At 70.2% G+C, this 19,672-nt stretch carries 20 protein-coding genes and 1 tRNA gene; 8 read left to right on the top strand and 13 right to left on the bottom strand.

Going from position 1 to position 19,672, the window contains the following annotated elements; translation table 11 throughout:
* The first annotated feature begins 38 nt into the window (after positions 1-38).
* Positions 39-176: a hypothetical protein gene (locus ACIA8E_RS19125; protein ID WP_399299402.1), complete on the top strand. Its 138-nt coding sequence runs from the start codon at positions 39-41 to the stop codon at positions 174-176.
* Between the two features lie 280 nt (positions 177-456).
* On the opposite strand, the gene ACIA8E_RS19120 is transcribed toward ACIA8E_RS19125, so the two are convergent.
* The 4 genes from ACIA8E_RS19120 to ACIA8E_RS19105 form a co-directional block, all read right to left on the bottom strand.
* Positions 457-651, bottom strand: a complete 195-nt coding sequence (locus tag ACIA8E_RS19120) for a hypothetical protein (protein WP_326604159.1) — start codon at positions 649-651, stop codon at positions 457-459.
* Between the two features lie 86 nt (positions 652-737).
* Positions 738-1,658: an SDR family oxidoreductase gene (locus ACIA8E_RS19115; protein WP_399299400.1), complete on the bottom strand. Its 921-nt coding sequence runs from the start codon at positions 1,656-1,658 to the stop codon at positions 738-740.
* Complete coding sequence (locus tag ACIA8E_RS19110; protein WP_399299398.1) at positions 1,655-2,599, bottom strand: alpha/beta fold hydrolase; 945 nt, start codon at positions 2,597-2,599, stop codon at positions 1,655-1,657. Before ACIA8E_RS19110 ends, ACIA8E_RS19115 begins: the two co-directional genes overlap by 4 nt.
* Positions 2,596-4,131: a flavin-containing monooxygenase gene (locus ACIA8E_RS19105; RefSeq protein ID WP_399299396.1), complete on the bottom strand. Its 1,536-nt coding sequence runs from the start codon at positions 4,129-4,131 to the stop codon at positions 2,596-2,598. The genes ACIA8E_RS19110 and ACIA8E_RS19105 overlap by 4 nt, the downstream gene beginning before the upstream one ends.
* A gap of 168 nt (positions 4,132-4,299) precedes the next feature.
* On the opposite strand from ACIA8E_RS19105, the gene ACIA8E_RS19100 reads away from it, so the two are divergent.
* Entirely contained in the window at positions 4,300-4,962 is a 663-nt protein-coding gene (locus ACIA8E_RS19100) for a MerR family transcriptional regulator (protein WP_399299712.1), read from the top strand.
* Between the two features lie 63 nt (positions 4,963-5,025).
* Positions 5,026-5,307: a DUF2087 domain-containing protein gene (locus tag ACIA8E_RS19095; RefSeq protein WP_399299394.1), complete on the top strand. Its 282-nt coding sequence runs from the start codon at positions 5,026-5,028 to the stop codon at positions 5,305-5,307.
* On the opposite strand, the gene ACIA8E_RS19090 is transcribed toward ACIA8E_RS19095, so the two are convergent.
* Positions 5,297-6,112 (bottom strand): exodeoxyribonuclease III, encoded by an 816-nt coding sequence (locus ACIA8E_RS19090; RefSeq protein ID WP_399299392.1) that lies wholly within the window; start codon positions 6,110-6,112, stop codon positions 5,297-5,299. The genes ACIA8E_RS19095 and ACIA8E_RS19090 overlap by 11 nt on opposite strands.
* Positions 6,113-6,162: 50 nt before the next feature.
* On the opposite strand from ACIA8E_RS19090, the gene ACIA8E_RS19085 reads away from it, so the two are divergent.
* Positions 6,163-6,648 (top strand): GNAT family N-acetyltransferase, encoded by a 486-nt coding sequence (locus tag ACIA8E_RS19085; protein WP_399299390.1) that lies wholly within the window; start codon positions 6,163-6,165, stop codon positions 6,646-6,648.
* A 314-nt stretch (positions 6,649-6,962) separates the two neighbouring features.
* Here the strand turns inward: ACIA8E_RS19085 and ACIA8E_RS19080 are convergent, their stop codons facing one another.
* Positions 6,963-7,748, bottom strand: a complete 786-nt coding sequence (locus tag ACIA8E_RS19080; RefSeq protein WP_399299388.1) for an SAM-dependent methyltransferase — start codon at positions 7,746-7,748, stop codon at positions 6,963-6,965.
* 330 nt (positions 7,749-8,078) lie between these two features.
* Here ACIA8E_RS19080 and ACIA8E_RS19075 point away from each other — a divergent pair, with 330 nt between their 5' ends.
* Genes ACIA8E_RS19075 through ACIA8E_RS19065 form a run of 3 tightly spaced genes read left to right on the top strand, consistent with a single transcriptional unit; the run spans position 8,079 to position 13,145 of the window.
* Entirely contained in the window at positions 8,079-9,020 is a 942-nt protein-coding gene (locus ACIA8E_RS19075; protein ID WP_399299386.1) for an ABC transporter ATP-binding protein, read from the top strand.
* Positions 9,017-10,375, top strand: a complete 1,359-nt coding sequence (locus tag ACIA8E_RS19070; RefSeq protein WP_399299384.1) for an ABC transporter permease — start codon at positions 9,017-9,019, stop codon at positions 10,373-10,375. The genes ACIA8E_RS19075 and ACIA8E_RS19070 overlap by 4 nt, the downstream gene beginning before the upstream one ends.
* 4 nt (positions 10,376-10,379) lie before the next feature.
* Positions 10,380-13,145, top strand: coding sequence for an alkaline phosphatase family protein (locus tag ACIA8E_RS19065; protein ID WP_399299382.1), 2,766 nt, complete (start codon positions 10,380-10,382; stop codon positions 13,143-13,145).
* A 263-nt stretch (positions 13,146-13,408) separates the two neighbouring features.
* On the opposite strand, the gene ACIA8E_RS19060 is transcribed toward ACIA8E_RS19065, so the two are convergent.
* From ACIA8E_RS19060 to galU, 7 genes are all read right to left on the bottom strand, one after another.
* Positions 13,409-13,482, bottom strand: a tRNA-Ala gene (locus ACIA8E_RS19060).
* An 88-nt stretch (positions 13,483-13,570) separates the two neighbouring features.
* Complete coding sequence (gene glpR / locus ACIA8E_RS19055; protein ID WP_399299380.1) at positions 13,571-14,743, bottom strand: gephyrin-like molybdotransferase receptor GlpR; 1,173 nt, start codon at positions 14,741-14,743, stop codon at positions 13,571-13,573.
* A 167-nt stretch (positions 14,744-14,910) separates the two neighbouring features.
* Positions 14,911-15,513 carry a GNAT family N-acetyltransferase gene (locus tag ACIA8E_RS19050; protein WP_399299378.1) on the bottom strand — a complete coding sequence of 201 codons (603 nt, stop codon included), beginning with the start codon at positions 15,511-15,513 and terminating at the stop codon, positions 14,911-14,913.
* Positions 15,514-15,530: 17 nt separating this feature from the next.
* The gene (locus tag ACIA8E_RS19045; protein WP_399299376.1) at positions 15,531-16,118 is read right to left on the bottom strand and encodes a molybdenum cofactor biosynthesis protein B; all 588 of its coding nucleotides are present in this window, start codon (positions 16,116-16,118) and stop codon (positions 15,531-15,533) included.
* The gene (moaC, locus tag ACIA8E_RS19040; protein WP_399299374.1) at positions 16,115-16,615 is read right to left on the bottom strand and encodes a cyclic pyranopterin monophosphate synthase MoaC; all 501 of its coding nucleotides are present in this window, start codon (positions 16,613-16,615) and stop codon (positions 16,115-16,117) included. Before moaC ends, ACIA8E_RS19045 begins: the two co-directional genes overlap by 4 nt.
* 124 nt (positions 16,616-16,739) lie before the next feature.
* Positions 16,740-18,050 carry a gephyrin-like molybdotransferase Glp gene (gene glp, locus ACIA8E_RS19035; protein ID WP_399299372.1) on the bottom strand — a complete coding sequence of 437 codons (1,311 nt, stop codon included), beginning with the start codon at positions 18,048-18,050 and terminating at the stop codon, positions 16,740-16,742.
* Between the two features lie 3 nt (positions 18,051-18,053).
* The gene (gene galU, locus ACIA8E_RS19030) at positions 18,054-18,956 is read right to left on the bottom strand and encodes a UTP--glucose-1-phosphate uridylyltransferase GalU (protein ID WP_399299370.1); all 903 of its coding nucleotides are present in this window, start codon (positions 18,954-18,956) and stop codon (positions 18,054-18,056) included.
* 106 nt (positions 18,957-19,062) lie between these two features.
* Between galU and ACIA8E_RS19025 the strand changes: the two genes are divergently transcribed.
* Complete coding sequence (locus ACIA8E_RS19025) at positions 19,063-19,644, top strand: 5-formyltetrahydrofolate cyclo-ligase (RefSeq protein ID WP_399299368.1); 582 nt, start codon at positions 19,063-19,065, stop codon at positions 19,642-19,644.
* Positions 19,645-19,672: the final 28 nt, after the last annotated feature.

The following is a 19,672-nucleotide window of genomic DNA, read 5'->3' as shown; positions in this document are numbered from 1 at the left end:
ACAGCAACTTGTGAGACCTGTCCGACGACGGCAGTTTCGTGAACCCGTCCACCGACGACAGCTCGTCAGCCCCGTCCAGCGACGGCAACGTGTCAGCCCCGTCCGACGACGGCAGTTTCGTGAACCCGACCGCCGACGGCAACTCGTCAGCCCCGTCCAGCGACGGCAACGTGTGAGCCCCGTCCGACGACGGCAGTTGGGGAGCCCACCCGCCGACGGCAACTCGTGAATCACGCCCGCCGACAGCGGCTCGTGAGCCCGTCCGGCGACGGCAATGCGAGCCCGTCCGGCGATTGAGGACAAGGGGGCCCGGGGGCTTGCCCCCGGATTCGGGAAGGGGCGGGGTGGGGCAAGGAACCCCCCGCGCACGCGAAAGGCGCGCCCGGTCTCCCGGACGCGCCCCTCATCCGCGCGAAGCCTCAAACCACGCCTCCGCGCAGGTCACCAACGATCAAGTCAAGACTCGTCGTCGACCCGGTCGTGCGTGCCCCGCGCCGCGTTCCGCGACGTGTTCTGGGCCCTGTCACGCCCGCGCTCCGACGCCTCGGACGACGACCGCTGCCGCGCGTCGCCCTTCTTGTCGCCGACATTCTTCTTCGCCTGGTCGGCGAGCTCCTGCGCCTTGTCCTTGAACTGGTCTGCGATACCCATGCTGTTCACTCCTAGTGGGGTGCTTGGGGGTGGCCCCGTAAGGGCCTCGACCAGACTTACACGGCGGGACATCCCACGCATTTCGGTCAGTCACGCTGAGTGTCCGAACCCCGCGCACCCCCCGCTCCCCCCACGCCCCGCGCACTCTCGTCCGCCGCACCCCCGGCCCCCACGAGCCCCTTGCTCACGCCCTCCAGCCGCGACCCGAACCGTTTCATCTCGCGCTGCCCGACCACCCCGATGACCGCCGGAAGGTAGCCCCGTACCGACTGCATGCCCCGCAGCCACCACTGCGCGTACACATGCGCGGAACGCCGTTCGATGCCGGCCACGATCCGGTCGATCGCCGGGCCCAGCGGATACGTACGATTCGCCGGCCACGGCAGCCGCTGCCGCAACTCCCGCATGACGTCGTCCTCGTCGGCGCCCCGCACCATGTCGGTGTCCGTCCAGGACAGATAGCCGACGCCGACCTTCACCCCCCGGTACCCGACCTCCGCCCGCAGGCTGTGGGCGAACGCCTCCACGCCTGCCTTCGACGCGCAGTACGCGGTCATCATCGGCGCCGGAGTGATCGCGGCGAGCGACGCGATCTGCAGGAAGTAGCCGCGGCTCTCCACCAGTACGGGCAGGAACGCCCGCCCCGTCACCGCGCCGCCGATCAGATTGACCTCGATGACCCGCCGCCACGACTCCGGGTCGGAGTCGACGAACGGCCCGCCCGAGGCGACCCCCGCATTGGCGACGACGACATCGACCTTGCCGAACCGCTCCTTCACCTCCTGTGCGACCTGCGCCATCGCCACATGGTCGGTGACGTCCGCGTACCAGTGGTCGCTCTCCGAGTGCAGCCGCTCGGAGACCTTCTTCAGCTCGTCCGGTTCCAGGCCGACCAACGCCAGCTTCGCACCGCGCGCCGAGAGCTTGCGGGCCAGCAGTTCGCCCACGCCGCGCGCCGCGCCGGTGACGACCACGACCTGACCTTCGAGACTGCGCCTGCCGCTCATACGACCTCCTCCTCGACACTGCCACTGACGGGGCCGGTGGCAGGGGTGACATACCCGGCGACCAGTTCCCGGATTTTCGCGGTGACCGCCTCCGGCGCCTCCACCGGTGTCATGTGGCCCATGCCCGCCAGCTCGGTCAGTCCCAGACAGTCGGGCAGCGCGGCCGCGAGGGCACGGGCGTGTACCGGCGGCGTCAACCGGTCCTCCGTGCCGGCGATCACGGCCGTGGGCACCAGCAACTCCCGTATCCCCGCGTCGAGATCGAGCTCCGCGAGCACATGCCCCCAGGCGACCCGTGACGCCCGCGGACAGGCGTGCACGATCCTGGCACAGGACTCGACCCGCTCCGGCGCCGAACCGGCGCCCATCGTCGCGTACTTGAGAATCCGCTTCGAGACGGGTGTGACCGGCCCGAGCGGGACCCGCGCCCCGAGGATCGCGCGGGTCATCCGGGTCCGGACGGCGCCGGCCCGCATCGGCACGACCAGCGACTCGGCGATCAGCCGCGAACTGCCGGTGCTGCACAGCAGTACGGCTGCCGCATGCTGACGCAGCCCGGCCCGTTGCGAGGCGGCCATCAGCGTCATGCCGCCCATGGAGTGCCCGGCGAGCACCGCCTGCTCGCCCGGAGCGAGAGCGGCGGCGAGCACCGCCTCGAGGTCGTCGGCGAGCGCGTCGGTGCTGTACCCCTCGGGGCCGACGGCTGGTGTACGTCCGTGTCCGCGCTGGTCGTAGGCGACGACCCGGTGGTCCACTGCCAGGTCCCGGATCTGCGCGGCCCAGAAGTGGGTGTTGCAGGTCCAGCCGTGCGCCAGCACCACCGCGGGGGCGCCGTCCGGCCCGTACACCTCGACGTGGAGCCGGGAGCCGTCGGCGGAGACGGCGGTCAGTTCGCGCGCGGGCACCGGCGGGGCGTCCTCGCGTCGCAGCAGCCGGCTCATCGCGCGACCTCCTCGGCGACGGACTTCCGGCCGGCGACGGTCTCGGCCGCATCAGCCTTCCGGGGCCGGATGACCTCGTACTCCCCGAGGTCCACCGTCCGTGTCGCACGGCGGAACTCACCTGTCGTTCCCGGCCAGACCGTGGTGTTGCGCCCGTTGGCGTCCAGATACCAGCTGGTGCAGCCACCCGTGTTCCAGACGGTCCGCTTCATCCGCTCCTGGACCCGCCGGTTCCACATCCCGACCGCCGACCTCCGCGCGCCGAGCGCGGCCCGTCCGCCCAGGACGTTCAGCTGGCGCAGATAGTCCGCCATGTAGTTCAGCTGGGACTCGATCATCAGGATCATGGAGGAGTTCCCCAGCCCCGTGTTGGGGCCGATGATCGTCATCCAGTTGGGGAAGCCCGCGGCGGTGGCGCCGCGCAGCGACTGCATCCCGTCCTTCCAGGACTCGGCAAGCGTGATGCCTTCCGCGCCGACGACCCGGTCGGCGATGGGCATGTCCGTCACATGGAAGCCGGTGCCGAAGATGATCACGTCGACCTCGGTCTCCGTACCGTCGGCGGCGACGACGGTGGAGCCGCGCACCTCCGTCAGCCCGGAGGCGACCACATCCACATTGGGCTGGGCGAGAGCCGGGTAGTAGGCGCTGGAGAGCAGGATCCGCTTGCAGCCGATGCGGTACGAGGGGGTCAGCTTGGCCCGCAGCGCCGGATCCTTGACGGCCCGGGCGATGTTGGACTTGGCTATCCTCTCGACGAGACCGAGCTCGTTCGGGTGCTTGGTGAAGGCGCTGACCTGCAACTCCCGTATGCCCCACAGCAGTCCGCGGCGCGCGGCGCCGGTGAACGGCAGCGTGCGGTGCAGCCACCGCTCGGCACCGCTGATGCTGCGGTCCATGCGCGGCATGACCCACGGCGGGGTGCGCTGGAACAGGGTCAGTTTCCCGGCCTTCGGCTGGATCGACGGCACGATCTGGATGGCGGAGGCGCCGGTGCCGATCATGGCGACGCGCTTGCCGGTCAGGTCGTAGTCGTGGTCCCAGCGGGCCGAGTGGAAGACCTTGCCGGGGAAGTCGGCGAGACCGGGGATGTCCGGCGTCTTGGGGTCGGAGAGCGGGCCGGTCGCGGAGACGACGACATCGGCGACGATCGTGGTCCCGTTCGCGGACTCGATCGTCCAGTTCAACTCGTCGTCGTCCCACCGCATCATCGTCACTTCGTGACCCGGCCTGATGTGCGGACGCAGCCCGAAGGTGTCGGCGACGTGCTCCAGGTAGGCGCGGATGTGCTCCTGCCCGGAGAAGGTGCGCGGCCACTCCGGGTTGGGGGCGAACGAGAACGAGTAGAGGTGGGACGGTACGTCGCAGGCACAGCCCGGATAGCTGTTGTCGCGCCAGGTGCCACCGACGGAGTCGGCGCGCTCCAGGACGACGAAGTCGGTGATGCCTTCGCGGCGCAGCCGGACCGCGGCCCCCAGGCCCCCGAATCCGGATCCGATCACCGCCACTCGTACATGCTCGTGCTGGGCCATGCTGCCGCCTCCCGCGGTACGTCACACGACTCTGCCAGCAATCACTGGCATTGTGGGGAGAGTAGAGCAGCTCCGTACCGATGGGTAGGGGTCGGGCAAGGGAAAGTTACCGACGGTACAACATAGGGTGCCGTTGTGGCTGAAGGACGCGAGCACCGCGAATACCGCATGGAGGAGCTGGCCAGGGAGGCCGGCATCCCCGTACGGACCGTGCGTTTCTACCGGGAGCGCGGACTGATCACGCCACCGCGCCGGGAGGGACGCATCGCCTGGTACGACGACCATCACCTGGCGCGGCTGCGGACGATCGCCGGCCTGCTGGAGCGCGGCCACACCCTCACCGGAATCGCCGATCTTGCCCGGACGTTCGAGAGCGGCCGCGATGTCGCCGAGGTGCTGGGGCTGGGCGAACCGACCGAGGAGACCCCGGTCCGCCTCACGCCCGAACAGCTCGCGGACTACTTCGAGGGCGAGGTCACCCCGGAGAACCTCGCCACCGCCCTGGACCTCGGTTATCTCGCCACCGACGGCGACGAGATCGTGCACATCAGCCGCCGCCTCCTGGAGGTGTCGGCGGAGCTGGTACGGGAAGGGGTGCCGCTCTCCACAGTGCTCTCGGCGGGCCGCCGGGTCCGCGAACACGCGGACGCGCTCGCCGAACTCTTCGTCGGGGTGATGCGGGCCCACTCCACCGAGGCCGAACCGGCCCAACTCCGTCCGCTCGCCCGCGCGGTGGTGGACGCGGAACTCTCGATGGCCTTCGACCGCAGGCTGCGCCACGACGACAACGCCCGGCCGAAGCCCTCGGAGCCGAAGACGCCGGAGACGTAGGCCTCGGAGCCGTCGCCCGAAATTGCGTTGCCCGCACCCGTCCCGTGCGTCAGGCTTCCGCCCATGCCTGACAACGATCCGAGCAGTTCGCACGGGGTCGCCGCCCTGTTCTCCCGCGGTCGGCTGACCGCGATCCCCCGCAAGCCGGCCCGCCGCGAACAGCTGCTCGTCCACCTCGCCCGGACGCTGTTCGAGCCGGACCGCATGTACAGCGAGCGCGAGGTCAACGAGGCACTGCTGACGGTGCACGACGACTACTCGGCGCTGCGCCGCTATCTGGTGGTGGCGGGCCTGCTGACCCGCCCCAAGGACGGCAGCAGTTACCGCCGCACCCTTACAGGTTGAAGACGGCCGTCACCGGCGCGTGGTCGCTCCACCGCTCGGCATGCGTGGCGGCCCGCTCGACCCATGCCTTCACCGCACGCCCGGCGAGACCGGGCGTGGCCACCTGGTAGTCGATGCGCCAGCCCGTGTCGTTGTCGAAGGCCCGCCCCCGGTAGGACCACCAGGAGTACGGCCCTTCCTCGTCGGGGTGGAGCGCCCGCATCACATCGACGTATGCGGCCTCGTCGAAGACCCGGGTCAGCCACTCCCGCTCCTCCGGCAGGAAGCCGGAGTTCTTCTTGTTGCCCTTCCAGTTCTTCAGGTCGACCTCCTGGTGGGCGATGTTCCAGTCGCCGCACACCAGCACCTCGCGGCCGTCGGCCGCGGCCCGCACCCTGAGTCCCTTGAGGTACGACAGGAAGGCACCCATGAAGCGCTCCTTCTCGTCCTGCCGCTCCGTGCCGACCTCACCGGAGGGCAGGTACAGGCTCGCCACCGTCACACCGGGCAGGTCGACCTCGACGTACCGGCCGCTGTCGACGAACTCCTCGCTCCCGGCGTCCCCGAACCCGCCGAACCCGATCTGCACCCGCTCCGGCGCCCGGCGCGTGTAGAGCGAGACCCCGGCCCGCCCCTTGGCGGCGGCGGGTGCGTGCACGGTGTGCCAGCCGTCGGGCTCACGCACCTCGGCGGTGAGCTGCTGCGGCTCGGCCCGCACCTCCTGCAGGCAGATCACATCGGCGTCGGTCTGCGCCAGCCACTCGGCGAAGCCCTTCTTCGCGGCGGCGCGGAGCCCGTTCACATTTACGGTGGTCACGGTGAGCATGCCGGCACCATACCGATTACCGGGCGCCGCATACATGTACCATATTTCGCATGCATATCCAGCCTCGGTCCTTCGACCACCCCGACGCCGTCAAACTCAACGACGAGGTGCAGCTCGAGTACGCCGAGCGTTACGGGGACGAGGGCGATGTCACACCGCTCGACCCGTCGATGTTCCGGCCGCCGAACGGCCTGTATCTGCTCGCCTACGACGTGTCGGACGCACCGGTCGCCACCGGCGGCTGGCGCGCGCAGGACCGGAGCGACGAGGGCTACTCGGACGGCGACGCCGAGCTCAAGCGGATGTTCGTGACCCGGGAGGTCCGCGGACAGGGGCTGGCCCGCCGTATCCTCGCCGCCCTCGAGGCAGATGCACGCGCAGCGGGCCGCACCCGGATGGTGCTGGAGACCGGCAACCAGCAGCCGGAGGCCATTGCGCTGTACACCTCCAGCGGCTACACCCCGTGCGAGAAGTTCGGCTACTACCGCACGTACGAGAGCAGCCGCTGCTTCGCCAAACCGCTCCAGGAGTCCTGATCCAGACCTCTGTCCTGGCCTGGAGCCTTCCGAGGAACCCGAGCAGCGCGGCGTCGAACCGCTCCGGCTGCTCCAGGTTCGGCAGGTGCCCGGCGCGGTCGACGACGAGCGAGAACTGCGGAATCAGCCGGTGCATGGACTCGGCTTCCGAGACCGGCGTGTACGTGTCGTCCGCACCCACGACGATCAGCACCGGCACTCGGCCCCGGCGGGAGACTCCCGGCAGTCGGGCCGCTCGGCCCGGCCCCGCAGGGCCGGCGCATGACACAGGCTCATGACCCGGCGCCCAAGAGCGTCGACACCACCTGCCCCGCTCACTTCACGCGCGCAACACCCACGTAGAAACCGCTCCGTTCGTTCTCCGGAGCCGGCTCCTCCTGGTACCACTCCGCGGCCGGCACCAGCCCGGGCGCAATGAGATCCAGACCGTCGAAGAACGGCTCGACCTCACTGCGCGTGCGCATCCGCAGCGCGATGGCGCCCTTCTTGTACGCGGCCTCGGTCTCGACGCGGAGTTCCGGATGCTGGTCGGCCGTCCCGTGCGACAGGACCAGATAGCTGCCCGACGGCAGGGCGTCCACCAGGGTGCGGGTGATGCCGTACGGGTCCTGGTCGTCGGGCAGGAAGTGCATGAGCGCGATCAACGACAGGGCAACGGGCCTGTCGAAGTCCAGCAGTTCACGGGCTCGGTCGAGGATCAGCTCCGGCTGCCGGACATCCGCGTGGATGTAGTCGGTGGCCCCCTCGGGGCTGCTGACGAGCAGCGCCTCCGCATGACGCAGAACGATGGGGTCGTTGTCCGCGTAGACGATCCGCGCCGTGGGCGTGATCGCCTGGACGATCTGGTGCAGGTTCGGCGAGGTGGGAATACCGGTACCGACGTCGAGGAACTGATCGACGCCCCGGTGTGCCAGCCAGGCGGAGGCCCGGTGCATGAAGGCCCGGTTCCGCGCCGCATTGGCCCGCGCCTCCGGGGGCAGCTTCTCCCCCACCGCCTGATCGATCGGGTAATTGTCCTTGCCACCGAGCAACCAGTCGTAGACGCGCGCCGGGTGGGGCTTGCTGGTGTCGATCTGGGGGTTGAGCGGGCCGGCCGTCACAGGACGCTCCTCCGTACGGGAATCGCGGGCAGGAAACTGCGGCTCGTCCTGCCGCGAGGCCGCCGCGGGAGGGCACCTGGCGGGCGGGACGATCGAAAACAGCCTAGGCGACGCGGAGTTCGACCGCTGTACCGACCACCGTTCTCCCCGCAACCGACCGGGACCGGTGGCCTGGACGGCGGCGGCCATGACGAGCTGCGCATTACGCACCGATGGCAATCGGGGCGGGGGATGCCGACCACCTCCCGTTCCATCAACGTTCAACCAGCTGTCCTCGCCTTCGTTGTGTGCCACACCTAAGTTCCTTGTGGCTTCCGAAAGAAGGAACTCATGGACACACTCCTCGCAGCCCGGGCTCGTGGGATCACCAAGTGTTTCGGCGACGTCGTCGCGCTGGACGGCATCGATCTGGATGTGGCACAGGGGCAGATCCACGGCTTGGTCGGACCGAACGGCGCCGGCAAGACGACCTTGCTCGGCCTCCTGCTGGGCCTGGCCGTCGCCGACAGCGGCCGCCTCGAGATCCTGGGTACGCCGGTCGGGCGGGCGCTCGCCGCTCCCGACGGTGTCGCCGGCTTCGTGGACGGGCCCGGTCTCTACCCCTCACTCACCGCGCGGCAGAACCTTGCCGCGCTGGCCGCTCTGCGCGGCCGCGACGCGCGGACAACGGGGATCGACGACGTGCTCGACCAGGTGGGGCTCACCGATGTCGCCGACGACCGTACCCGCGGCTTCTCCCTCGGCATGCGTCAGCGACTCGGCCTCGCCGCCGCCCTGCTCACCAAGCCCCGGCTGCTCGTGCTCGACGAACCTTCCAACGGCCTCGACCCGGCCGGAAAAAAACAGGTCCACGGTGTCCTCAACCGGCTCGCGACGGACGGAACCGGCGTCGTGCTCTCGAGCCACCGCATGGACGACCTCGAGGCGCTGTGTTCCGAGGTCACCATCCTCGCCACCGGACGGGTCGTCTTCTCGGGCCCGCTGAGCAAGCTGGCCGCGGAGAACCGTGAACTCGACTACCGGCTGCTCACCTCCGACCCGCAGGCCGCCCGCCGGCTGGCTGCCGACACGGCCGGGATCCGGGTCGTCGACGACACCGGGGCACGGAACGACGCCGAGGTACTCGTCGTGCGCGCCCTGGTGCCGGCCCTCGACGAACTGGTGGTGCAACTCATCCACGCGGGCCTCGCGTTGCGCGAGCTCGCACCCGTGGTGTCGCCGCTCGAAGCAGCGTTCCTCGCCCTCACCGAGCAACAGGAGGCCGGCCGATGACCGCGACCCTCACCCACGACAACGTTGCCGGTGCCCACCGCGTCCCGGTTCCGCGCGGCTACCGCTTCGAGCTGGTCAAGCTGGTCTCGCAATGGCGGATCCGCGTGCTGGTCCTCGCCTGCTGGATCGTGCCGGCGCTCTTCGTCGCCGCCGTGAGCCAGCAGAGCACGCTCCCCGTCGACACCCTCTTCGGTCGCTGGATGCACGCCACGGGGTGGGCCGGACCCCTGGTGATGCTCGGTTTCGCGGGCACCTGGGCGCTCCCGCTGCTGACCTCCTTGGTCGCCGGCGACGTGTTCGCCTCAGAGGACCGGCTCGGCACCTGGCGCCACCTGCTCGTGGCGGTCCGGTCGCCTCGACGGATCTTCGCAGCGAAGGCGCTGGCCAGCCTCACCGTCATCCTGCTGCTCGTGGCCGGGCTGGCCTGTTCCAGTGCGGCCGGCGGGGTCCTGGCGGTCGGCAACCAGCCGCTGGTCGGCCTCGACGGCCACCTGCTGACGCCGGCGGACGCCGCCGGCAATGTCCTGCTCGCCTGGGTCTGCGCACTCGCCCCGACCCTTGCCCTCGCCGCGATCGGACTGCTCGGGTCCGTCACGCTGGGGCGGTCCCCGATGGGACTGCTGCTGCCCGCGCTCGTCGCGCTCGCGATGCAGCTCGCCCAGATGCTGCCGCTGCCCGTTGCCGTACGCCTCGCCCTCCCCGGCTATGCCTTCATCGCCTGGAACGGCCTGTTCACCAGCCCGGCACAGCTCGGCCCACTCCTGATCGGCATCGTGGTCAGCCTGGTGTGGGCCGTGACCGCGACCACGCTGGCCTACCTGATTTTCCTGCGACGCGATTTCACCAACCCGGCCTACGACGGCTCCGGACGCCGCGCGATCACCACCGGACTCCTGCCGCTGGTCGGACTTGGCGCCGTCACGGTCGCGGTCGTCGCCGGGACGACCCCGTCCCTGGGTCCCGGAATCGAGCAGGACAAGGTGCAGCGGTCGGTCGCCACGGCATTCGCCCACCTCTACCGCATCCAGACCGAGCAACTCAACCGCCCCGACGTCACCGAAGCGCAGCTGAAGGCCACGGCGACGTGCACCAAGGGCGGCGGCCAGGTCGCCGGCCAGGGGCCGGGCAACGACTGGCGCTGCGTCGTCTCCTGGCATCTCCCCGACGTCGAGGCCGCAGGGACGGCCATCTACCAGCTCGACGTCACCGCAGACGGGCGGTTCATGGCCGACGGTGACGGGCCGAAGGAAGTGAACGGCTACTTCCTGGTCCGGACCCCGATCGGAGACGCACCGAATCCGCTCTGGCAGTTCGACGGCAACGTCGAACTGCTGTCCGCCACCCTGAAGGGATAACTCCATGCAGGTAACACGCCGCAGGCGCGTCGAGAAGGAGCATTCCGGCTTTCTCGGTAGACGCATCGGCCGCCGGATACCTCTGGCAACGGCAGGCATCACCGCTCTCGCCGTCGCCGCCGCCGGCACCGCTTTTGCCCAGACGCACCAGTTCGGCACCGACCAGGTCGGCCAGACCACCGATCAGGGCCAGGTCATCTCCAGCGACCAGTACATCGCCCCGTACGGCGACCGTCTCGTCGTGAACAACGGCAAGATCATGTCGTCCTCGGTCAGCCCGGACGGCACCCACCTCGCGGCCTCGATCACCGACGGTGGCAGTGCGCTGTCCATCGTCGACCTGAAGAGCTGGCAGGTGCAGCAGCTCGTCGGCAGCGCCGCGTCGTCGAGCCCGCGCATCAGCAGCAACTCCGTTGGCCAGGAAGGCCCCACGTACTCGCCCGACGGTTCGCAGCTGTGGCTGGGCCAGACCGACGGCTACACCAAGTTCACCGTGAACCCGGACGGCAGCGTCGCCAACCCGACGTCTGTCAACATCCCTGTGGACGGGCCCAAGCACGCGCTGGTCGGCGAGGCGGTGTTCTCGTCCGACGGCTCCACCGTGTACTCCGCGGTCAACGGCCAGAACCGGGTGGTCGCCATCGACGCGGCGACCGGGGCCATCAAGCAGAGCTGGGCCGTGGGCAACGCCCCGCGCGACATGACCGTGGTCGGCTCCAAGCTGTACGTCAGCAACGAGGGCGGGCGTCCGGCGAAGCCCGGCGACACCACGATCAACTCCTACAACACCCAGGTCCCAGCCAGCCCGGTGACCGCTGCCACCACCACCGGCACGGTCAGCGTCATCGACCTGGCGAACCCGGCTGCCGCCGTCGCGAGCATCGACGTCGGTCTGCACCCGACCGCCCTGTACGCCAAGCACGGGGCACTGTTCGTCACCAACACCGCCACCAACGACGTGTCGGTCATCGACACCGCCAGAAACAAGGTCGTGCAGACCGTCGCCACCCAGCCGTGGCCGGAGGCGTCGGTGGGTTACGAGCCCGACGCGGTGACGCTCACCGACGACGGTCACCTGCTGGTGACGCTCGGCCGCGCCAACGCGGTCGCCGTCTACCGGTACACGACCCCGCAGGAGCCGGTCAGCTACGTCGGTCTGCTCTCGACGGACTACTTCCCCGCCGAGATCGCCACCGTCGGCAACAAGGTCGTGGTCTCCAGCACCCGTGGTATCGACGCCCGCCGCCCCACCAACAGCGCCGGGCACGGCACCCACGACACGACGTCGAGCGTGCAGCGGTTCACGCTGCCCGACGACCGCGTCATCAAGTCCGAGACGGCCAAGGTCTTCAAGCAGAACGGCTGGAACCGCGGCGCGGTCACGCTGGCCAAGGCCAAGGGCAAGGGCAAGGGCCACGCGAAGCCGGTGCCGGTCCCGGAGCGGCTCGGAGACCCCTCGACGATCAAGCACGTCTTCCTGCTCGTCAAGGAGAACCGGACCTACGACCAGGTCCTCGGTGACATCCCGCAGGGCAACGGCGACCCGTCGCTGGCGCAGTTCGGCGAGAACGTGACGCCGAATCAGCACGCGCTGGCCAAGCAGTTCGGGCTGTACGACAACACGTACGACATCGGCACGAACTCCGCCGAGGGGCACAACTGGCTGATGCAGGCCGACAACCCGGAGTACACCGAGTCCTCGGCCGGAGAGTACGCACGCAGCTACGACACCGAGGACGACGCTCTCGGCCACCAGCGGACCGGCTTCATCTGGACCGGTGCGCAGGCGGCCGGGAAGTCCGTGCGGGACTTCGGTGAGTTCCAGCAGTTCCTGACCAAGCCGTCGGGCGCGAGCTGGCAGAACCTGTACTGCGACTCCAAGAACATGGAGACGACCGGGCAGGACACCGCCTATACGCTGAACTCGTCCTCGCCGATCCCGTCGCTCAACGACGTGTCGGTGCACGGCTTCCCGAAGTTCGACACCAGCGTCCCGGACATCTACCGGGAGCAGATCTGGAAGCGTGACTTCGAGAAGAACGGGCCGGCGAACCTGAACATGTTCTGGCTCTCCAGCGACCACACCGGTGGTCCGGCGAACGCCGCCGCTCAGGTCGCGGACAACGACCTCGCGGTCGGCAGGATCGTCGACGAGATCTCGCACAGCAAGCACTGGAAGGACTCCGCGATCTTCGTGGTCGAGGACGACTCCCAGGCCGGCCTCGACCACGTCGACGGCCACCGCGCCCCGGTCCAGATCATCAGCCCCTGGGCCCAGCACGACGCCGTCGACAGCCACTACTACTCGCAGATCACGATGATCCGCACCATCGAGCAGATCCTCGGGATCCACCCGATGAACCAGAAGGACAGCGCGGCCAGCCCGATGCGTGCGGCGTTCACCAAGAAGGCGGACTTCACGCAGTTCAAGGCGCTGCCCAACCGGACCCCGCTGACCGGGGGTCTGGCGACCCCGCCTGCCTGCGGCCTGGACACCCCGGCACCGCAGGACCCCGGTGCGGCGCCCGCGCCGTCGGCGAAGGTGCCGGCGGACAAGCAGGCACTCGCGGCGAAGTGGGACACATGGAAGTCGAAGCAGCGACTGACCGGGCCCAACGCTGTGCCCGACTTCGCACCCCCCGCGCAGATGAACCACTTCACGTGGTACCAGACGCACGAGTGGAAGAAGCCGTACCCCGGCGAGGACAAGATCTTCGCGCCGGAGGACGTGCCGGGCGCCTACATCCCGTCGTCGGAGTCCGGCGGCTGACGTAGGCAGATCGCCCCGAGGAGTCCCTGGCCGGTGTCACCGCGGCCAGGGGCTCCTTCTGTCCCCTGTGTGGCAACTACAGGATCTGGACCATCACGGAACCCCGATCGAGCCGCGGAACTTCGACCGAGCCTTCGCCGCGCGGTCGGCTGCTGCGACGGTCCGCCTCGGCGCACAAGATCAGACGTAGTTGCTGTACTTCGCGGCTGTACGACGCCAAAGAGCCCCTACCGGGTTTCCCCGGTAGGGGCTCTGAGCTGCGGTGGACCTGTGGGGATTTGAACCCCAGACCCCCTCGATGCGAACGAGGTGCGCTACCAGACTGCGCCACAGGCCCTTGCAACGAGTGAAACTCTAGCATCCTCGGAGCGGTGCCCGGAAATCCGCTCCCTCGCTGGTCAGCCTGGTCGGCGTCGCAGCGGGCCTCACTCGTTGGCGGCGCGGGGCCGGTCGCCGTCCTCGTACTGGTCGAAGAGCGGGGTCCGGCCGCGGTCGCGGGTGCGGCGGGACTGGTTGGTGCGCTGGCGCGGGGCCGGGTCCACGGGGGGTGCGGTGGGGGTCGTGGTGCCCGGCTGTGCCGGTTCGGCGGTGCTGGAGCGGGCCGCGCTCCAGGTCTCCGGGTTGCCGACCTCGACGCCGCCCGTGGCACGCGGGGCCACGGGCGCGGTGACGTAGGTCGGCAGCGGGACCGGGACAGGCTCCCAGCTGTCGCCCTGGGCCCGGCCGCGTTCACGCTGCTGGTCGACCCACTCCGCGTGGTCCGTCTGCTCGACCAGCGCGCGGCGGCCCGCTTCCTGCGGGGAGACCGCGGGGGCGGGCTCGGGCTCGGGGTGGCGCGCTTCGGGCTCCTCGTCGGGCTCGGCGGGGGCCGTGGCCGCGGGCTGGTGCCTGCGGTGGCGGTTCTCGCGCAGGTGCTGTGCCGCCACCTCCGCCCTGCGCCGGTCCATGGTGAAGGCGAACCTGCGCCGTTCCTTGGCGCGCAGATGCACGATGTACGTGCTCAGCAGCACCGCAGGCACCGCGGGCGCCCACAGGAAGTGGAGGCCGCCGACCGCCGCGACGACCGCGCCGAGGGTGAAGGCGAGGAAGAGGACCGAGGTGGTGCGCCGACGGCGCGCCAGCACCTGCGAGCGCTGGGCACGCCGGGCGCGCTCCGCATCGATCCCACCGGGGCGCGCGCGCCGCGCGGGTACGGGCACGGACGCGTGTGCCGATCCCTCCTGGGCCTGCCGCTCCTGGGAACCCTGGTACGCCTGCGCCGTGGAAGCCGCACGCTCCGGTGCGCGCACCGGGTCGTGCACACGGGCTTCGGTATGCGCCGGAGGCGCGGCGAAGGCCCGGACGTCCACGGAATCCACTCGGTCCGTGTCCACGTCCGGCTCGGCGTCGGGCGCCGCCTCCTCGGTGGTGCGCTCCCGCAGTTCCTTGGCGTACCGGCGCTCCATCGCCGCCCGTCCGGACAGCAGCCGGATGGCGGTGCTGAAGCGTTCCGTAGGGCGGGCTTCATTGAGCTCGTCCTGCCTGCGGAGCCACATCGGCACCAAGTAGGCGGCCCAGGCCCCGACGATGACTGCATAGATGAGGCCGCTGCTGCTCACGTCTCACACCGTAGAGGGGTTTGCACGGGGGCATCCGCCAATTGGCCCGGTGTGTCGCACGATCTGGCTGATATCACGGACTTTTTTTGTGATTGTTCGGATCAACAGTCGCCGTTTGCGGGTTCGTTAGCAGTCACACAGCGATCAATTTCGAACATTCATTTTATTTAGCGCGGCGTTCCGGGTCGTGCCTGGTGCCAGCGCCGGAGCAGCCCGTCGGGCACCTCCTCCGCGGTGAGCGCGAAGATCAGATGGTCCCGCCAGGCACCGTCGATGTGGAGATAACGTGGACGCAGTCCTTCCTCGCGGAATCCGAGTTTCTCCACGACTCTTCGGCTGGGCCCGTTCTCGGGGCGAATGCACACCTCGATGCGGTGCACTCCGACGGACCGGAAGCAGTGATCGACGGCGAGAGCGACCGCGGTCGGCATGACACCGCGACCCGCCACGTCCTGGTCCACCCAGTAGCCGATATGGCCCGAGCACATCGATCCCCAGGTGATCCCGGCGACCGTCAACTGCCCTACCAGACGCCCCTCGTACTCGATGGCGAACGGCAGCATCCGGCCGGCGTTCGCCTCGGAGCGCAGATGGCGGACCATCTGACGGTAGGTGGGGCGCCGGGCCACCGGACCGCCCGGGCCGGGCGGTGGGACGGTCGCCTCCCAGGGGCGGAGCCAGTCGCGGTTGCGCCGGTTGACCTCCCGCCACTCGCGCTGGTCGCGCAGCTTTATCGGCCGGAGGGCGATCGCGCCGTCCGTCAGGATCACCGGCCAGGTCGGGACGTTCAGCTCGGGCTCCCGGGTCGGGGGTGGTCGCCGCCGCGGAGCTGATCGACGGCGTGCACCAGAAGGCGTTCGAGGACGGCGAGACCGTCGCGCACCCCGCCGGTGGAGCCCGGCAGGTTCACGATGAGGGTGCGGACGGCGACTCCGGCGAGGCCGCGGGAGAGCGCGGCCGTGGGGACCTTGTCGCGGCCCTCGGCACGGATCGCCTCGGGGATGCCGGGGACCTCGTGGTCGACGACGCGGCGGGTGGCGTCGGGGGTGCGGTCGGTCGGTGAGATGCCCGTACCGCCGGTGGTGACGATGACGTCGTACGCGGCGGCCACCCCGTCCCGCAGGGCCTGCTCGACGGGGTCGCCGTCGGGGACGACCTGCGGCCCGTCGACGGCGAAGCCGAGTGCGGCGAGCGCCTCGACGATCAGGGGGCCGCCCCGGTCGGCGTAGACACCGGCCGAGGCGCGGTTCGACGCGGTCACGACGAGCGCGGTGCGGGGGGCGGGCGGCGCACCGTCGAGGGGCGCGCCCTGCTCGTCCGGCTCCGGGAGCGACGCACGCTCGCCGCCGGACGCCACAGCCTCGGGCGCTGTCATGCGTCCGCTCCCTTCGGCACGGAGCGCCGGTAGTCGCCCGACTTGCCACCGGACTTCGACTCGACCCGGACGTCCGTGATGACCGCGCTCTTGTCGACCGCCTTGATCATGTCGATCACGGTGAGCGCGGCGACCGAGACGGCCGTCAGGGCCTCCATCTCGACGCCGGTGCGGTCCGTCGTCCTCACCGTGGCGAGGATCTCCACCGCGTCGTCGGCGACGCTCAGGTCGACCTGCACGCCGGAGACGGCGAGCGGGTGGCAGAGCGGGATCAGCTCGGGAGTGCGCTTGGCGCCCATGATCCCGGCGATACGGGCGGTGGCGAGGGCGTCGCCCTTGGGAACTCCCTCGCCACGGAGCAGTTCGACGACGCGCGGCGAGACGAGGACCCGGCCGCTGGCGCGGGCGACGCGCGCGGTGACGTCCTTCTCGGACACGTCGACCATCCGGGCCGCACCCGCCTCGTCGAGATGCGTCAGCCTGTTCTGCGTACTCACTGGACTCCGCCTAGCGGTAGGGCGCCGGTTGCCCGCTCGGCCTGCACCGGAGTGCGGCCGGGGGTCCGGGGGGTGTCCCCCGGTAAGGCACAGCGGCAGACACCGTACCGCCACCGGGTCGCGTTCAGCGGAGCAGGATCACCTCGGTGACCGTGCCGGGCTCCGCCGAGGTGACGTCCTCCGGCAGCACGATCAGCGCGTCCGCCTGGGCGAGGGCGGCGATCAGATGCGATCCGGAGCCGCCGACGGGGGTGACGGTGCCCTCCTCGGCGTCGTACGTGCCGCGCAGGAACTGGCGCTTGCCGGACGGCGAGCTGAGTGTGCTGTCGGTCTTCAGCGTGGCGCGGACCGTCGGGCGGGTCACGTCCTTCAGGCCCATCAGCGTGCGGATCGCGGGCCGTACGAACAGCTCGAACGAGACGTACGACGAGACGGGGTTGCCCGGCAGTGCCAGCAGCGGGGTGTGTTCGGGGCCGATCGAGCCGAAGCCCTGCGGCTTGCCCGGCTGCATGGCGAGCTTGCGGAACTCGATGCCGCTGCCCGGCTCGTCCGCGTCGCCGACGGCGGACAGGGCCTCCTTGACCACGTCGTACGCGCCGACGCTGACGCCGCCCGTGGTGACGACGATGTCGGCGCGGATCAGCTGGTCCTCGATCGTGGCGCGGAGCATGTCGGCGTCGTCGGTGACGGCGCCGACCCGGTAGGAGATGGCTCCGGCGTCGCGCGCGGCAGCAGTCAGCGCGAAGCTGTTCGAGTCGTAGATCTGGCCGCCGGTCAGTTCCTCACCGGGTTGCACCAGTTCGCTGCCGGTGGAGATGACCACGACACGCGGCCGGGGCCGCACCTTCACTGTGGAGCGGCCGATCGCGGCGAGCAGCCCGATCTGCGGCGGCCCGATGACCGAACCGGCCCGCAGGGCCAGATCGCCGGGCTGCACATCGCTGCCGCGGGCCCGGACATGGGCGCGGGCCGCGACGGGGCGGTGGACGCGGACCTCGCCGCCCGCGTCCTGCGGGGCGTGGCTGTGGGCGCGCATGGTGTCCGCCGGGCCGCCGCCCGTACCGCCGTCGGTCCACTCGACCGGCACGACAGCCTCCGCACCGGCCGGCAGCGGGGCGCCGGTCATGATGCGGGCGGCCTCGCCGGGGCCGACGGTCTTGTCGCCGGAGAGTCCGTCACTGCCCGCCGCGACGTCACCGATGACCGTGAGCACCGCGGGGAACTCCTCGCTGGCGCCCTCGAGATCGGCGGTGCGGACCGCGTAACCGTCCATCGAGCTGTTGTCGAAGGGCGGCAGGGCGATCTCCACCATGACGTCCTCGACGAGGACGCAGCCCTGGGCCTCGGGCAGTTGGAGCTCGATGGGTTCGAGCGGTCGTACCGCGGCGAGGATGTCCGCCAGGTGCTCGTCCACCGACCAGATCGGGCTGCTCAAGTGCTACATCTCCTCGGTGACGAAACTGCGGAGCCAGCTCCGGAAGTCCGGGCCCAGGTCCTCACGTTCGCACGCGAGTCTGACAATGGTGCGGAGGTAGTCGCTCCGGTCACCGGTGTCATAGCGGCGGCCCTTGAAGACGACACCGTGCACGGGGCCACCGATCTTCTCGTCCTCGGCGAGCAACTGCAGGGCGTCGGTGAGCTGGATCTCGCCGCCGCGGCCCGGCTCGGTCCTGCGCAGTATGTCGAAGACGGCGGGGTCGAGGACATAGCGGCCGATGATCGCGAGGTTGCTCGGCGCGTCCGCCGGATCGGGCTTCTCGACCAGCCCGGAGACCCTGACGACATCGCCGTCCGTGGTGGCCTCGACGGCCGCGCAGCCGTACAGATGGATCTGCTCCGGCTCGACCTCCATCAGCGCGACGACGCTGCCGCCCTCGCGCTCCTGGACCTCGACCATGCGGGCGAGCAGCGGGTCGCGCGGGTCGATCAGGTCGTCACCGAGGAGGACCGCGAACGGCTGGTCGCCGACGTGCGGTGCGGCGCACAGCACGGCGTGGCCGAGGCCGCGCGGGTCGCCCTGGCGGACGTAGTGCATGGTGGCGAGGTCACTCGACTCCTGGACCTTCCGGAGCCGGTCGGCGTCTCCCTTGCGGGTGAGCGCGGACTCCAGCTCGTAGTTGCGGTCGAAGTGATCCTCGAGGGGGCGCTTGTTGCGGCCTGTGATCATGAGTACGTCGGAGAGGCCGGCCGCCACCGCTTCTTCGACGACGTACTGGATCGCGGGCTTGTCGACGACAGGCAGCATCTCCTTGGGAGTGGCTTTGGTGGCCGGCAGAAAGCGGGTACCAAGCCCTGCGGCCGGAATGACAGCCTTGCTGATCCTGGGGTGCGACTGAGTCATGCGCGCAACCATAACCGGCGCCCATGGGCGGAAGATGAGCGTCCGGTTAACTTTGTACTCATATATGCACATACGCGAGATTCATAGGTGCCCGTTGAACACCGACATGCCCCAAAAGGCCTCCCTGCGGCGAGACCTGCTTGCCGCGCGATCCCTCCTGAGCAGGGAGGACGTGGACAACGCCGCGATGGTTCTGTCCCACGGTGCAGTAGATCTTCCGGAGCTGGCCGAGGCCCGTACCGTCGCAGCCTACGTCTCGGTGGGGCGCGAGCCGGGCACCCGTGCACTGCTGGATGCGCTGCGCGCGCGGGGGGTACGGGTGCTGCTGCCGGTGCTCCTCTCGGACAACGATCTGGACTGGGCCGCGTACAAGGGTGGCGACGGCCTCGTACCGGCGGCTCGCGGGCTGCTGGAGCCGGACGGTCCGCGGCTCGGGCCGGACGCCGTCCTGGACGCGGACGTGGTCCTGCTGCCGGGCCTCGCGGTGGACGGGCGCGGGATGCGGCTCGGTCGCGGCGGAGGTTCGTACGACCGGGTGCTGGCCCGGCTCGCGGCGGCCGGGGCGCATCCGGCGCTGGTCGTCCTGCTCTACGACAACGAGGTGGTCGCGCAGGTTCCCGTGGAACCGCACGACCACCCCGTGGACGCCGTGGTGACACCGGCCGGAGCGCGGCGCTTCACCGTCTGAGCCCGGCCGGAACAGCCCCGGGCCCGCC

Source organism: Streptomyces sp. NPDC051664 (assembly GCF_044453545.1).
In the GTDB taxonomy this organism is placed as follows: Bacteria; Actinomycetota; Actinomycetes; order Streptomycetales; family Streptomycetaceae; genus Streptomyces.
The sequence above is the reverse complement of the archived record's forward strand: the minus strand, read 5'-3'. Positions and strand labels throughout refer to the sequence as shown.